Source organism: Pseudomyxococcus flavus, assembly GCF_050038885.1.
GTDB classification, from domain to species: Bacteria; Myxococcota; Myxococcia; order Myxococcales; family Myxococcaceae; genus Myxococcus; species Myxococcus flavus.
The window spans coordinates 5,535,797-5,549,311 of sequence record NZ_CP143624.1 but is presented as its reverse complement, the minus strand read 5'-3'; the positions used below and the strand labels follow the sequence as shown (position 1 = coordinate 5,549,311).

Below are 13,515 nucleotides of genomic sequence, written 5' to 3'. Positions count from 1 at the left end.
GAGGGGGTCAGCTCTGGGGCTTCGGCAGCGTCACGGTGCCCGGGTTCTCAATGGCAGCGAGCGCAGCGCGCCGCAGGTAGTGGCCCGGGTCCTCACCGCGCAGCCGCGCCGTCTCGATGAGGGAGTAGAAGAGCGCCGCCACCTCGGTGCCCCGCTTTGACTTGCTGCCGTAGTGGTTCTTCCTGCCTATCACCATGTCACGCAGCTGGCGCTCGACGTGGTTATTGTCCAATGGCACCTGCGGCTGGGTGAGGAAGACCGTCAGCCCCGCCCAGAGGTTGAGCATGTACTCAATCGCCTTGCGAAAGGCACTGCCAGGCAGCGCGCGCTGCGCGTGCGCCCAGTCGCGGATTCGCTGGGTGAGCGGCGCGGACTTCTGCTGACGCACGGCGAGCCGGTGCGCGAGCGCGGCCTGACGCTCCTCGCCCTCCAGGGCGTACCAGCCCGGCAGGTCCGCCTCGACGGCGTACAGCTCGCCGATGAGGTCCAGCACCTCCTTGCAGGCAGGGGCAAACTGCTGGGCTTCGAAGAACTTTCTCCTCACGTGGGCCCAGCAGAAGGCCAGGGTGGCCGGACAGGGCCCATCTGGGCCTGACTTGGTCGCCGTCTGGTACGCCGCATATCCATCCACCAGCACGACGCCCTCGTAGTCGCCCAGCACGGTGCGCGCCGTCGCCCCGGAGCGGCTGGGGTAGATGCGATGGAAGACGGTGTCAGGCGAGGCCACCGTCCACGCGTACCACTTGGTGCCCGGCCCCTTGTCCAGCAGCAGCCAATGCGTTTCATCCGCGTGGATGAGGGGCGAGGTGAAGACCTCGGCCAGCAGTGCCTCGTAGGACTTCTGCAGGTGCCGGGCGAGCGCCTCGAGCTGGTCCCACAGTGTCTGCGCTTCCACCGTCAGACCCTCGCGTGCGTAGAGCCTTTCCTGGCGAGCCAGCGGCAGGTGGAAGCCGTACTTCATGAGGGCTACGTGGACCGCGAAGTCCACCGAGTAGCGGCCACCCGGAAGCAGTCGCGGTGGGGCCGGCGCCGTCACTGGCGCGCAGCCCTGGCCGCAGCGGTACTTCTGCCGCTTCACCCGCCGCAGCAGGAAGCTTCTCTCGACGACGGTGATTTCCTCGCAGTCCTCCGTCTGGCCTTCCCACGCGTGCAGGCCGCTGCCGCACAGGCCACACACCCGGTCCGCCTCGTCCAGCGGCAGCAGCACCTCTTGCACCTTCAGCTCGAGCTGGGCCTTGGGGCCGTGGCCTTTCTGCGGCTTGGCACGCGGAGGCTTGTGCGGCCTGTCGCCTCGCTTCTCGCTGGAGGCGCCGAAGAGGCGCTGCTGCATGAGGGCCAGCTGCTCCTTGAGCTGCGTCAACTCCAACTGCAGGTGCGCCTGGGCGTCCTCGCCCTTGAGCCGGGCCACTTCCGCGACGAGCGCCTCCAGGCGCTGGTGCAGCCGGGCATTCTCCGCCTCCAGCAGCGCCGCCACCTGCTTGGCCGTCTCCAAGTCTCGCAGTTGCTCGACGCGCGTCATGACTACCTGACAGGTGCTACAAGCCACTGCCTACCGCAAGGACTTTCTCGTCCACCGCCGGAGGCGACAGCCTCCACCTTCCGGCCAGCTCGCAGCCTTCCAAGAAGAGCGACAGCTCGCTCACCGTCAGCTCCACCGCCTGCGCGCCCTCCTCGCACCAGGGCCGAGCGAAGCGTCCCCGGAAGAGTCTCTTGGTGAGGAGTACCAGGCCCGTGCCGTCGAAGTGCAGCACCTTGGCCCGGCGCCGGCTGCGGCCGACGAAGAGGAAGACGTCGCCCTTGAGCAGCTGCCGCCCCAGCTGCTGCTCGACGAGGGCACCCAGTCCATCGAAGCCCTTGCGCATGTCCACCGGGGCCGCGTACGCGAAGACGCGAACGGCGCGCGTGGGCGTCAGCACCCCAGTCTCCCCACCAGTTGGGCAGCGGTCTCCAGCGTCAGCCCCTCGACTCGCCAGCCGCCCGGAGAGACCAGCGCCACCTGCTGCACTCCCGCCACCTCCGCTCTGGCAGGACGCTCGCCCACGCGCACCGGCACCAGCGCCGCGCCCTTCTCGGCGGGCTTCGGGCGGCGGTGTCCCGCGGGGCGCCCCTTGCGCCACTCGTAGAGCGTCGGCCCGGACACGCCCAGCCTCTGCGCCGCGTCCGTCACCGTCCCTCCCGCCGCCACGGTGTGCTCGGCGTAGCGCACCGCGAAGGCGCGCAGCGCCTCGGGAAAGGGCAACGAGCCACTGCGCCGCCCGGCCTTCAACCGCTGTGCTTCCTGACGGAACTGCTCCAACTCCTTCTCCAACTCCATGGACCACCTCCTGGCGTGTGGCCAAGGGAGGTCTCACGAGAGGCCGGAGCCCGTCACGACGGGGCACAGCGAGGTCTTACACACTTACGACCTGGTTGACGTGGGGACTCAGACCCGCGCTCAGGGGGCTGAGGAAGGGGAAGGAAATCGCTCCTGGCTACTTCGATACGAAGTGACTGGAAGGAGCACTCGTCCACGGTTCCGCGTCCAGTCCCGCCGACCCCAAGCAGGAGCCGTGCCAGCGTCTCATGCTGGCGCTCCCTGAGGGGGAAGGCTCGCGTACCACCACTCGCACCCGGTACTTAACGCGTCAGCCGGATGCTTGACGCGTCAGCGCCCACGCTCATTGGGCCATCCTTTCGGGAACGAATCCGGCCAACGCGAGCGAAGTCTCCCCTCAACGGAGTCCCGACGAGCTCGTCCAGCATCTCCAGCGGCGTTCAGCTGGCTCGTAGCGCCCCTGAGCCTCCCAGAACCTCGGTCGCCGCGCACGGGTGCGTCCAGGCCACATTGAGCAACACGCCAAGGCAGGTGAGCGAGTCGCGCGAGGCAATCAAGCTCCACCCTGCGACTTCACCCCACAGGTCGTGCCCGAGCTGAACGGGATGTTCCGGCGGGCCCTGGAGATTTGCCCCTCCTGCTGGCGTCTCGCGGATGAAACGTGAGGCAGCACATGCTCGGGCCGCTGTGAGCAGGCGGGGACGAACTGCTCGGCTTCTGGTCACTGGCCGCAGACAGGGCCTTGCTTTGCTTGCGAGAACCTCACGACTTCTGGCGCCGGCTCGTCCGCTTCGCGCCGGGGGTTGCTCGGCGGCGCTGGGCTTCAGTGGACACGTCTACGAGAGGACCCGTTTCGCGTGTGAGGGCGGGCAGCAGGTCTCGTTCTTCGGCGAGCTCGCGCGGTCCGAGCTGCCGCTGGAAGAGCGAGGCCATCGTCGCGCCGTCACAAGCCCGAGTGATAAGGGTGGGAGGCCAGCAGGGTACAGCCCGTATCGACATCGCACTCAACCCGCGCCTCTGGCACCACCACCGGGCTCGGGAGTCATGGGAGGGCTCGGTGAGGCGGCGACAATGGCCGCCTGCGTGCCCCTGTGTAAGTGCGCCGCTCCTTCAGCCCTTCGCGTCCGCTCCCCAGGGAGCGCTGGGCGGCGACCACCTGGGCAGAGGTGGCGCACAGCAACGCCCACGCGGCCCGCGCTCGTGACCGCCGCCGGTAACCTGCGCAGGCGCAGCCTTCCCCCTGACGCAGGGCTTGCTTCTTCTTCGGGTTCTTGCGCATGCAAGGCCGGGTCAAGCGGCTTCCTGCCGCTCCCCTGCTCGCCCTGCGCCGGACTGCCCTCCGGGTCGTTCGAGAATCTCGCCCCAGCGATGAGCAGCAGGTGGACTCCACATCCGTCACAGGAGGTGCATCCCGGCTCTGTTACGGTCGCGCTGCCATGATTCTCGCGCGCCGGCCTCGAAGCCCCACTCTGGCTCCTCTCGTGGAATTTCTCTGGGCGTACGAGGGGCAGCCCCCTCACAGGCTCGAACGCGTTCTGCCATCTGGCCGTATGCAGCTCCTCGTCAATCTTCATGAAGATGCATTCCGGGACTACAGGCTCGACGGCCGCCTGGTACACACGACTCGCGGCATAGCGCTCCAGGGCGCCCACGCCGCACCGAGAGTCGTCGACACAATCTGCCAGCGCTCCATCTGCGGGGTGAGCTTCGCTCCCGCGAGTGCGTCGCCGTTTCTGGGCATGCCGGCCTCAGAGCTTACCGGAAAGGTCGTCGACCTCTACGAGCTCTGGGGCCGCGACGGCACCATCCTTCGTGAACGCCTGCTCCAGGCCCCTACCTCCGCGGCCCGCCTCGACGTGCTCGAGGCGGAGCTGCTCGCACGGGGACGCTCGTCCAAGCCTCGCGACGAAGCAGTGGCGGCCGCGTGCTCGTTGTTGACGGGCGGCGCGAGCGTCCGTGCCGTAGGGGTTCGACTCGGCCTTTCGCCGCGCCGGCTCATTGAGCGGTTTCAAGCGCATGTCGGCGTCAAGCCCAAGCTCTTCGCGCGCATCGCCAGGTTCCAGCGTGTGCTCGAATCGGACTGGGGGGAGGCGGACTGGGCCACGTTGGCCGATGAGCACGGGTTTTCGGACCAGGCACATCTGGTCCGCGAGTTCAGGGCATTCTCGGGAGCCACTCCCACCACGTATCGCCCCCGGTCGGACGCGGACCGCAACCACGTGCCTCTCGACGAGCGGCAATTTCCTTCAAGACGCGCTGGGCCGCCCCCGGGCACATTGCGCCAATGCGGCCAGACGGAACCCTGACCGAAGTCCAACCCCACCCGGGAGTCGAGCGCGCAGCCGGCGCAATCAACGCCGACCGCTCCGGCCCCGAGTGCGCCCGCCACATTGGGCACGATGGAGCGCTTCAGAATCCCATCGAGGCCCGACCACACAGCAAGCCTGGGAGCCGCATGCATGCCCCATTCAGAAACCTGTGGATTCTCGGCAACCAGAAGGAAACGCACTCGGGAGAAGTGGTTCTCAAGCAATGGGCCCTGTCAAAGCACGAAAAGGAGAGGCCGTCGTGAAGGTCATGCGTATTGTCACCAATGTGGGCGTGACGACGCCAGACGTCGCCAGACGCTTTTATCGGGACGTCCTCGGGCTCGACCTCCTGATGGATATGGGATGGATTAAAACCTACGGCTCAAGCGAAACGATGACTGTGCAGATCAGCTTCATGTCGCAAGGGGGCTCAGGCGCCCCCGTGCCAGACATGTCCATCGAGGTCGACGACCTCGATGCAGCCCTCACTCGGGTGAAGAAGGCGAGAATCCCGATAGAGTATGGACCGGCTGATGAACCTTGGGGCGTGCGCAGATTCTTCGTGCGCGACCCCTTCGGAAGGCTGGTGAACCTGCTCACCCATCGCTGACAAGCCAGGCCCCGACAGCTGGAAGTGCGCGCGCCAGGGATTGTGCGCTCACGTGGATGAGGGCTTCGTCCAGGTCGAGTATCAGATGAGCGTGGGGCCGTGTCCCAGTCGCCATGGAAGAAGACCACCGGCACCGGCTTGGCCACGGGCGAGCGCAGCGCACCGCCGGCGTCCGGTGTCGGCCAGGCCCCCGCGGAGTCCATCAGCGCGTCGACGTCCCAGCGGCCGAGGAACTCCGTGCCCGAATCGGTGCGCAGCAGACGGCCCGGTTGGTAGAGACCGAGAGGCTGCTGTCGATGAGCGGCGCGATGATGCGAACGGGGGAGCTGATGTCCTCTACTGCATACAGCGCCAGACTCCGCAGGAACCCTCATTTTGACCACACTCGAACTGGCTCGAGCACGGCTTGCAACTGCGCGAACAGATCATCCTGGTCGGGGTTGCCTGGGCGTCGGTTGCCTCCGTCGTCGACCTGGGAACCATGGACAGGGCTGAGCCTGCCATGATGCCTACGAGCAGGGCGAGTCCTGGAGCCGTCTGCTTCAGGAGCGTCAGCTTCATGCATCCTCCGATGGCGAGGTTGTAAGGCCAGTGCATCCTAACATGGCAACCAGTGCGGTCGAGATGGGTATACCTACCCCCAAGCGCGTCAAAGCTGCGTCAACACGCTCCTCCATCGGCCCCCTCCGGAACGCGCACAAACCTCGCAAGGAAGCAGCCGTAGCCAGCGAAGCGTGCGTCCACATGCGCTACCTCAGGCCGTGTGAGAAGCGCGGCAATCGCGTCGCGGGCACGGGCGCCTGGCGCGAGCGTTGCGTCAATAATCACTTGCTCGGCGCTGTATGCACGGAAGCTGAAGTTGCTTCCGTCGAAGTCGACCGGGAGCGCGGGAGTCCTCGGCGGCCCCTCGCAGGGGGTCGTGTGCATGAAGATGGGACCGAACTCCTTGAAGGCGTTCTGCCGGACAAACGGGCTGAAGGAGACGAGCGCCACGTGCTCGCCTGCGAGCGCAGGGCGAACGCAGCATCGCAGGGCCTCACCTCCGTGGGTTGAAACGAAGGGCTGCACCTCCTGCGCCTGGTCGTCCCTGCGTTGAATCCAGACCCTTTCGAGGAACTCGGCGGGAAGTGGAAGCATCTTGATGCTCATGGAGGCTCCAGTCGCGGCATGGACCTGGCGGAGGCCCGTTCACAACGCCAGGTAGAACATGCGCGCGAAGTCGCCCGCGCCGCGATCCGCTTCTTGCGCAGATCCGTGCCTACTCGAAGAAGGCCGAGACCAGCGAATCGGTGCCCGTGTCCGGGTCCTCACGAGCCCAGACGGCGGCGGCGTTCCCGAGTGGGCTGGCGACCACCTCGAGGTTCCCGAGGTACCCCTTCACGGTGCCGAAGTCGAGCCGCGTGGTGGAGGACCAGCCCGTGCCGGGCACGAAGCGTCGAGCCCAAACGGAACTGAACGTTCCCTCGGTGCGGCCATAGACGACGATGGCCGTGCCCGAGGGCGAGACGTGGAGGCCGCTAACCCCTCCGTAGTCCGTCGCGAGTTGCTGGGCCGGCTGCCAGCCCGAGCCCCTCACGTAACGAGCACACCACAGTCCCCACCCGGAGCCGGGGGCACTGTGGCTCCAGAGAACGAACGCGTTGCCGTTCGCGTCCGCGGCCACCCGCGGCCCGTCAATGACGCTTCCCTCCGTGTGGAGGGGAACCTCCTGGTCGCCAAAGCCAGAGTCGAGCGTGAAGGACTTCGCGTACAACCGATTGTTGTCTTGATACCTGCGAATCCAGACGGCAATGCCTGACCCATCCGCGTTCAGGGCGATATGGGGGTAGCGGCCTCCGATGCTTTCACCACGCGCAGGCGCACTCCAGCCTCCGGCTTCCTCGCGCGAGTATTGGAGAGCGCTGTTGGGCTCGGACCACACCAGCATCCCGTTACCGCGCGAATCCACCCCGACGTCATAGCCGTCCCACCCATAGGTCCAGTTCGAGTCGTCGATGGTGCGCACGAGGGTCGGCGCGCCCCAGCCCACGCTCCCGGTATACGGCTGCACCCACAGGAAGGCCTGCGTGGAGCCCTCCTCGACCCAGGCAGCGAGGGCCCCCTTGTCGGGTGCAGCCACCACGCGGGGGGCCATCACATCCAGCCCCGTGCTCTCGCCGAGCAGCTGCGGCACACCCCAGCTCTGGACGTCGCTGTCGGAGCCCGTGGCAAGGATGCCATAGGCCTTGCGGGCGCTGTAATCCCCCGCCGGCCACGCATCCACCACGGCGAGGGGCGTGTCGTCAGACAGGGTCGTGAGCGCTGCCGGTCTGGCGGATGAGGCGTTGAGCGTCCCACCCCCCACGGGCTGATCCCCCTCCCAGGTCGCGCCTGGCTTGTGGCGCCGCGCCCGGAGCTCCGTGTCGGCATACAGGACCGTCGCCACGCCAGAGGAGTCCATCGTGAGCACGGGAGAAGCTGCATTGCGGCTCGAGTTGCTCGAGAAGACCAGCGGAGAGCCCCACTGGGCCGCACGGACCGAGTAGCTCCAGGCGTGGGCGGGGGCCAACGCGTTGCCAGCGAGGTCCTTCACCCCGCTGAGGGCGACGTTCACCTGCGCACCGAAGGCTGGCAACTGCTTCAGCGCGAGCGTACACCTGCCCGCCTCGCAGCTCACCGCGCCTCCGGACAACACCAGGTCGTCCGCCGTGACGTGGAACGAGGCCGGCGTCACGCTGGCGGTGTCGAGGGTCGTCTCGCTGAACGACACCTCGATGTCACCCCAGGGCGAGGCCGTGACCGAGGACGCTTCAGGCGTGGCGGACACGACGCGCGGCGGCGTGACGTCCACGATGAAGCCATTCGACATCTTCCAGCCCGAGATGTTCCCAGCCGCATCCACGGCGCGCACGCAGCTGTAGTAGCGCTGCTCGGCCAAGGTGAGCACCGTGAGCTCCGCGGACAAAGTGGCGCCGACATTTTGGATGCTGCTCGCATTGCCGGGACACGCCGCGGTGGACGTCACGGCGAGCTCGTAGCGCCGGATGCCCACGGAGTCGACGAAACCGGACCAGCGAGCCGCTACGCGCGTGTTGCTGTTCTGATATTCGAGCTCCGGGCCGGCAAGGCCGTCCATCACCGTGGCAGCCAGCTCGGAGGGCGCCGTGCTGTCCTCGACGAACGTCAGCGCCTCGGAGCAGGCCGAGACGTTGCCGACCGCGTCCGTTGCCTGGGCCACGTAGGTCGAGGTGCTGTTGTCGGCCACTGAGAGCGACAGCTCGACCTGGCCCTCGCTGTCGGCGGTACGCGAGGCGAGTGCTTCTCCAAGACACGTCGTGCCTGCGAAGAAGCGCACGCGGGCCCCGGGCTCGGTCCTGACCAGGATGTGGGGCGTGTTGTCATTGGCAGGAGAGACGGGCTCGGTCCCAATGACCATCGGCGCGTCGGGAGGCGTGGTGTCCTCCGGAGTCCCTGCGTCCCCGAGGCCCGCATCCTCTTGCCCCGGTGTGCCGGAATCCCGCTCGGGGTGCGTCCCAGAATCCGCCGGCGTCGGGCCGCCTGGCCGCTCGTCGTCATTCCCCCCACAAGCAGCCAGAAGCCATCCACTCACGACAGCACCCGCGAGCCACTTCGACATCGCTCCCCGTCCCATATGCTCTTTCAACATGAGAGTCCTCTTCTAGACGGGCCCCCATCTAGCATGAGGCGTTCGGAGGCAGGGAACTGAGTAAGGCCCCGGTGGCCACGCACGCCGACAACGCCTCGAGCAGCCGCGGCTGGCGTTGCACCGGCCCCGTGGCGCCCCGCACTTCATGTGGTTCCCCTCGAACCAGACGCCTCACCGCCTCGATGCCTGGTATGGGCACACCCCTCCCGTCCTGCGAACGGAGGCTGGATGGTGCAGCGGGCGCACGTCGATGAGGGGGTTGCTGGAGGGACCGACACGCTACTCAACTCGGCGCTCGTCCCCGTGGTGGCGCCGGAAGGCATCCCGCAGCGCCATCACATGCCAAATAAATACATGCCCGCGGACTCCGCCAACTGCGAGCATGAGAAGCTCCGCTCCCGGCCAGGGCATGTACCGTGCGGCCGCTGTCTGGCCTACCTCCATCCCCACCGCGGGGTCACTTCGTGGCGGGCGCGTGGTCGACGGTCGTGACCTTGCTCGGCGCCATGAGCGCTGGAAGCGATGCGGTCAGCGAGCCCAGGTAGAGCCGGCCGTGGAATCCGTGGGGCTGCTGGGCTGTGAAGAGCTTCAGGCCAGCGGCCTGCGTGGAGGACTGCCAGGCTTCGATTGTCGGGCTGATACCGAAGACGTTGCACGCCACTTCCTCGTCCCAGACGTTGTAGCGGCAGGTGAACTGGGTGCCGCGCTGGAAGCCCACGTCCAGGGCACGCACCGAGGGCAGTGCGCGTGCCACGCGAGCGCCCATGGGCTCGAAGTCGCCATCCCAGCTCACCTCCGTGGTGCGCGCGTGGACGCTGCCCGTGAGCACCAGCGTCCAGGCCTGGGGGCGCTTCGACCGGGCGCTCAGCAGGTGCTGGGCCATCTGCGCCTCGCGCTCATTGCCCTGGGCCCCGTCGGAGTCGATGGCGGCCATGGCCACATCCTTTCCAGAGAAGCGCAAGCGGCGGGCCTGCTCGACGAGCCACAGCATGGCGCGGCTGCTGCGTCCGTCCTGATATGCCCGGCGCCAGAAAGCGCTCTCCGAAAGGAGCTCCTCAACGGCCGCTGAACCGTCCTCGCTCGAAAGGTAGCGCTCCAGGAGCGGCTGCTCAGAAGCGGGAATGGACAGCGCCAGCGTCACCGGTAGTTCCTGGGCCGTGGCCTCACACAACATCCGCAGCGCCGCGGCCGGCACCTGCTGCGTGCCCAGGGGGTCCGCCACGAGCAGGACGCCTCCCGCGGAGAACAGGGGCGAGGCGCCCTCCACGGGAGCACCACACGCGGGTGCGGTGGAGGCCGCCGTGGTCCCCCCCTTCTCGCCCAAGCTCCCCATCGCCGCCGGGTCGATGGGAACCGGGGGATTGCCGCCCACCAGCTCCAGCGCGGGAGCCATCTCCAGCAGCTCCAGGAGCTTCTGCTCGATGCCCATGTCGCGATAGCCGTGCGCCGGCCGGTAACCCTCCAGCCCAGGGATATTGTTGAAGGCACTCGGCACGGAGACTTGCTCACCGGACCGACCGGATACCTCCGCGGTGGTGCCGACCCCCTCCTGGGTGTACCTGATGCGAAAGACTCGAACGAGTGCCTGCCGAGGCCCGAGCCGCTCTCCCTGGATGTAGTAGCGCTCGGGAGGAATGGCTTCCGGAATGAAGGAGGAGAACATCTCCAGTCCCCCCTCCTTCTCCATCACGTCATAGCGGCTCTTCTCCAGGATGTACCGGACCGTCATCAGCGCGTCCTCGACGGGCACCTGATAGACGAGCTCGTGCGTGGGCGTCTCGTACCGACCCGTCTCCGGGTTGTATCGGGTGGAGATACCTCGCGTGGCGGTCGCGCAGCCCACGCACCCCAGGAGCCCCAGCATCAGTCCGAACCGTCGCATCACTTCCTCCATGGGCCACATGCCCTGGAGGCTGGCTTCGGGCCTCCTGGCCGGGTCAATCGCTGAAGCGCTTGGAGCGCGTAGGGCATCCTGACACCGGCTGGTTGACATTGGAATGCCGTCGACATGGGCGAGGCTCCCCTTCCCTTCCACTCCGCCGCGCGTGCGAGGTCCGCCTGCGCCGGCTGAAGGAGGCGCGCGGTGCCTGGTCCATGAGAGCCCCCCGCGGACTCATCGCGCGCGCGTCGGCCGACGGGCACGCATTCCAGCCAGGAGCAGGTCCAGGCCGAACGCGAAACGCGCATCGAAGTCGAGGTCGACCATGGCATCCACCGCCCGGGCCACGTGAGGAAAGCGCGTCGAGGCCAGGGCCCGCATCCGCTCCGCCACCGGAGGCTCCTTCATGTCAGGCGCGCCAAATGACTGCTCCTCGATGGTGAAACCGAGAACGTAGTCGAGCAGCGTGAAGGTCGCCCATCCCGCCTCCTTGGATGACAGGCCCGCCAGCGCCAGCGCCTCCATGAGCCATTCGCTGATGCGGAAGGTGTTCTCCGACACCACCACGGTCCCCGCGAAGACGCGGGCCGCGTCGCGGTGACTCAGGAACGCGCGCCGCAACTGCCCCGCCACGTCCCGCACCACCTCCTCCCAGCTCCGCCCCTCCGGACGCTCAAGCCCCACATCCTCCAGCAGCGCGTCCGCCATCGTCTCCAACAGCGACTGCTTGCTCGGGAAGTGCCAGTAGAGCGACGGCGCCTGGATGGCGAGCGCCTGCGCCAACGAGCGCATCGTCAGCCCCTCCACGCCCACCTCATCCACCAAGGCCCACGCCGCCCGGACCACCTGCTCCTTCTGGATGCGCATGCGACCTCAGCACCTCGTCTTGACGCCTCAATCTAACGCCGTTAGATGAAATCTAACAACGTTAGATTTCCCTTGAGGAGGCGGGTCATGGAGCAGGTCATCGACGTGGCGGTCGTCGGAGGCGGACCCACGGGACTGCTGCTGGCGTGCGAGCTGGCGCTGGCGTCCGTGAAGGTGCGCGTGTTCGAGCGGCGGGAGGAGCCGGTGCGGGAGTCGCGTGCCCTGACGATGCACCCGCGCTCCCTGGAGGTGCTCGCGCTGCGGGGACTGGAGTCGCGCGCGCTCGAGCGCGGACGTCCCCTGCCCACGGGACACTTCGGCCTGCTGGACACCCGGCTGGACTTCTCCGGGCTCGACACGACGTTCCGATACACGCTGTTCCTGCCCCAGGCCATCACCGAGGCCTTGCTGGCGGAGCACGCGCGGAAACTGGGCGTAGACCTCCTGCGGGGCCACGTCGTGGAGGCCCTGAGCCAGGACGAGGAGGGCGTGGAGCTGACCGGGAGCGCCCAGGGGGCCCGCTTCCGCTGCCGGGCTCGATATGTGGTGGGCGCGGATGGCGCGCGCAGCGCCGTGCGGCAGCTGGCGGGCATCGGCTTTCCGGGAACGGAGACCACCCGCACCTCCATGCTGGGAGACGTCACGCTGGAGCACCCTCCGGCCACGCCGTTCCTGGCGCTCACCAACGCGCGCGGCAACGCCGTCCTCGTGCCCCTGGGGAACGGCATGCACCGCGCCATCGTCACGGACGCGGAGCGCGAGCACACGCCGCTGCGCGAGCCCCTGTCACTGGACGAACTGCGCGCGAGCCTCACGCGCGTGGCCGGCTCCGACTTCGGCATGAGGGAGCCCCGCTGGCTCTCACGCTTCGGCGACGAGTCGCGGCTGGCGGAGCACTACCGCCAGGAGCGCGTGTTCCTCGCCGGAGACGCGGCGCACATGCACTACCCGGCCGGTGGCCAGGGCCTCAACGTCGGTCTCCAGGACGCGATGAACCTGGGCTGGAAGCTCGCCGCCGTGCTGCGCGAGGGCGCCCAGGAGACGCTCCTGGACACCTACCACCAGGAGCGGCACCCCGTGGGCCGGGCCCTGCTGAGCAACACGCAGGCCCAGTCCGCGCTCATGGGCTTCACCCCGGAGGTCCTTGCCCTGCGGGAGCTGATGAACGGACTGCTGCGCCTGCCCGCCGTCAACCGGCAACTCGCCGAGCAGCTCGGAGGCCTGGACGTGGCCTACCCGCAGGCCCCCGTCCCCGCGCCCGCCTCAGGGGTCCTGCCAGGCTGGACGGGACGCAGGCTTCCCGACTGGACGCTGCGGCTCGCCGACGGAGACCCGTGCTCGCTCTACGCAGCCCTCCATGCTGGCCGGTGGCTGTGGCTTCACACCCGGCACGCCGCCGCGCCTGCCTCCGGATGGGAGCCCATGCCGGGCTGGAAACCCCGCCTGGAGGTCCTGACGCTGGAGGCTTTCGCAGACACCAGCCCCCTGCACGGCGTGGACGGGCTGCTCGTGCGTCCGGATGGACATGTGGCCTGGGCCTGGGCAGCCGTCCGGTGAAGAGGATATGGGGTGCTGCCCCCGCCCACGGGACCAGGCCGTCCCACTGAGTGCTGTGCCTGGTCACCAACCATGGCCACCTCTGCTTGGAGTAGGCGCTCCAGGGGCTGGGGCTGGCCTGCGCGTTCGAACCCCTGGCGAGGAAGCCTCTCCGCGAGGGGCGCCTTCTCAGCGTGCTCGAACCGCATACCGCGGGCGTGCCCGGCTTCTACGTGTACTACCCGAGTCGTTCCCAGCGCTGTCCAACGCGGCTTCACAGCCCATTCATCGATCGGGGCCTAGTCCGCCGTCGATGTCGACCGCAATGTGGCCATGGATGTCGCCCGACAACTC

General features: G+C 67.9%; 10 protein-coding genes. 3 read left to right on the top strand and 7 right to left on the bottom strand.

From position 1 onward, the window contains the following. Positions 1-7: 7 nt before the first annotated feature. The 3 genes from tnpC to VZL07_RS23095 are packed head-to-tail and all read right to left on the bottom strand — an operon-like array spanning position 8 to position 2,314. Positions 8-1,519, bottom strand: coding sequence for an IS66 family transposase (gene tnpC, locus VZL07_RS23105; RefSeq protein WP_426749779.1), 1,512 nt, complete (start codon positions 1,517-1,519; stop codon positions 8-10). Positions 1,520-1,535: 16 nt separating this feature from the next. Continuing rightward, positions 1,536-1,916, bottom strand: coding sequence for an IS66 family insertion sequence element accessory protein TnpB (gene tnpB, locus VZL07_RS23100; RefSeq protein ID WP_426749778.1), 381 nt, complete (start codon positions 1,914-1,916; stop codon positions 1,536-1,538). Next, complete coding sequence (locus VZL07_RS23095) at positions 1,910-2,314, bottom strand: transposase (RefSeq protein WP_426749777.1); 405 nt, start codon at positions 2,312-2,314, stop codon at positions 1,910-1,912. The genes tnpB and VZL07_RS23095 overlap by 7 nt, the downstream gene beginning before the upstream one ends. 1,436 nt (positions 2,315-3,750) lie before the next feature. On the opposite strand from VZL07_RS23095, the gene VZL07_RS23090 reads away from it, so the two are divergent. After that, complete coding sequence (locus VZL07_RS23090; RefSeq protein WP_426749776.1) at positions 3,751-4,620, top strand: DUF6597 domain-containing transcriptional factor; 870 nt, start codon at positions 3,751-3,753, stop codon at positions 4,618-4,620. A gap of 271 nt (positions 4,621-4,891) precedes the next feature. Then, the gene (locus VZL07_RS23085) at positions 4,892-5,233 is read left to right on the top strand and encodes a VOC family protein (RefSeq protein WP_426757355.1); all 342 of its coding nucleotides are present in this window, start codon (positions 4,892-4,894) and stop codon (positions 5,231-5,233) included. A gap of 660 nt (positions 5,234-5,893) precedes the next feature. Here VZL07_RS23085 and VZL07_RS23080 read toward each other — a convergent pair. The 4 genes from VZL07_RS23080 to VZL07_RS23065 form a co-directional block, all read right to left on the bottom strand. Then, complete coding sequence (locus VZL07_RS23080) at positions 5,894-6,382, bottom strand: DUF1203 domain-containing protein (protein WP_426749775.1); 489 nt, start codon at positions 6,380-6,382, stop codon at positions 5,894-5,896. Between the two features lie 109 nt (positions 6,383-6,491). Beyond that, positions 6,492-8,648: an Ig-like domain-containing protein gene (locus VZL07_RS23075; protein WP_426749774.1), complete on the bottom strand. Its 2,157-nt coding sequence runs from the start codon at positions 8,646-8,648 to the stop codon at positions 6,492-6,494. A gap of 688 nt (positions 8,649-9,336) precedes the next feature. Then, complete coding sequence (locus tag VZL07_RS23070) at positions 9,337-10,761, bottom strand: hypothetical protein (protein ID WP_426749773.1); 1,425 nt, start codon at positions 10,759-10,761, stop codon at positions 9,337-9,339. Between the two features lie 231 nt (positions 10,762-10,992). Then, positions 10,993-11,625: a TetR/AcrR family transcriptional regulator C-terminal domain-containing protein gene (locus VZL07_RS23065; protein ID WP_426749772.1), complete on the bottom strand. Its 633-nt coding sequence runs from the start codon at positions 11,623-11,625 to the stop codon at positions 10,993-10,995. Positions 11,626-11,712: 87 nt separating this feature from the next. Here VZL07_RS23065 and VZL07_RS23060 point away from each other — a divergent pair, with 87 nt between their 5' ends. Continuing rightward, positions 11,713-13,182 (top strand): FAD-dependent monooxygenase, encoded by a 1,470-nt coding sequence (locus VZL07_RS23060; RefSeq protein ID WP_426749771.1) that lies wholly within the window; start codon positions 11,713-11,715, stop codon positions 13,180-13,182. The last annotated feature ends 333 nt before the right edge of the window (positions 13,183-13,515 follow it).

Excerpts from the sequence above, each read along its gene's own strand:
- tnpC (WP_426749779.1), bottom strand. The coding sequence starts at position 1,519 with ATGACGCGCGTCGAGCAACTGCGAGACTTGGAGACGGCCAAGCAGGTG.
- VZL07_RS23095 (WP_426749777.1), bottom strand. The coding sequence starts at position 2,314 with ATGGAGTTGGAGAAGGAGTTGGAGCAGTTCCGTCAGGAAGCACAGCGG.
- VZL07_RS23090 (WP_426749776.1), top strand. The coding sequence starts at position 3,751 with ATGATTCTCGCGCGCCGGCCTCGAAGCCCCACTCTGGCTCCTCTCGTG.
- VZL07_RS23085 (WP_426757355.1), top strand. The coding sequence starts at position 4,892 with ATGCGTATTGTCACCAATGTGGGCGTGACGACGCCAGACGTCGCCAGA.
- VZL07_RS23080 (WP_426749775.1), bottom strand. The coding sequence starts at position 6,382 with ATGAGCATCAAGATGCTTCCACTTCCCGCCGAGTTCCTCGAAAGGGTC.
- VZL07_RS23075 (WP_426749774.1), bottom strand. The coding sequence starts at position 8,648 with ATGGTCATTGGGACCGAGCCCGTCTCTCCTGCCAATGACAACACGCCC.
- VZL07_RS23070 (WP_426749773.1), bottom strand. The coding sequence starts at position 10,761 with ATGCGACGGTTCGGACTGATGCTGGGGCTCCTGGGGTGCGTGGGCTGC.
- VZL07_RS23065 (WP_426749772.1), bottom strand. The coding sequence starts at position 11,625 with ATGCGCATCCAGAAGGAGCAGGTGGTCCGGGCGGCGTGGGCCTTGGTG.
- VZL07_RS23060 (WP_426749771.1), top strand. The coding sequence starts at position 11,713 with ATGGAGCAGGTCATCGACGTGGCGGTCGTCGGAGGCGGACCCACGGGA.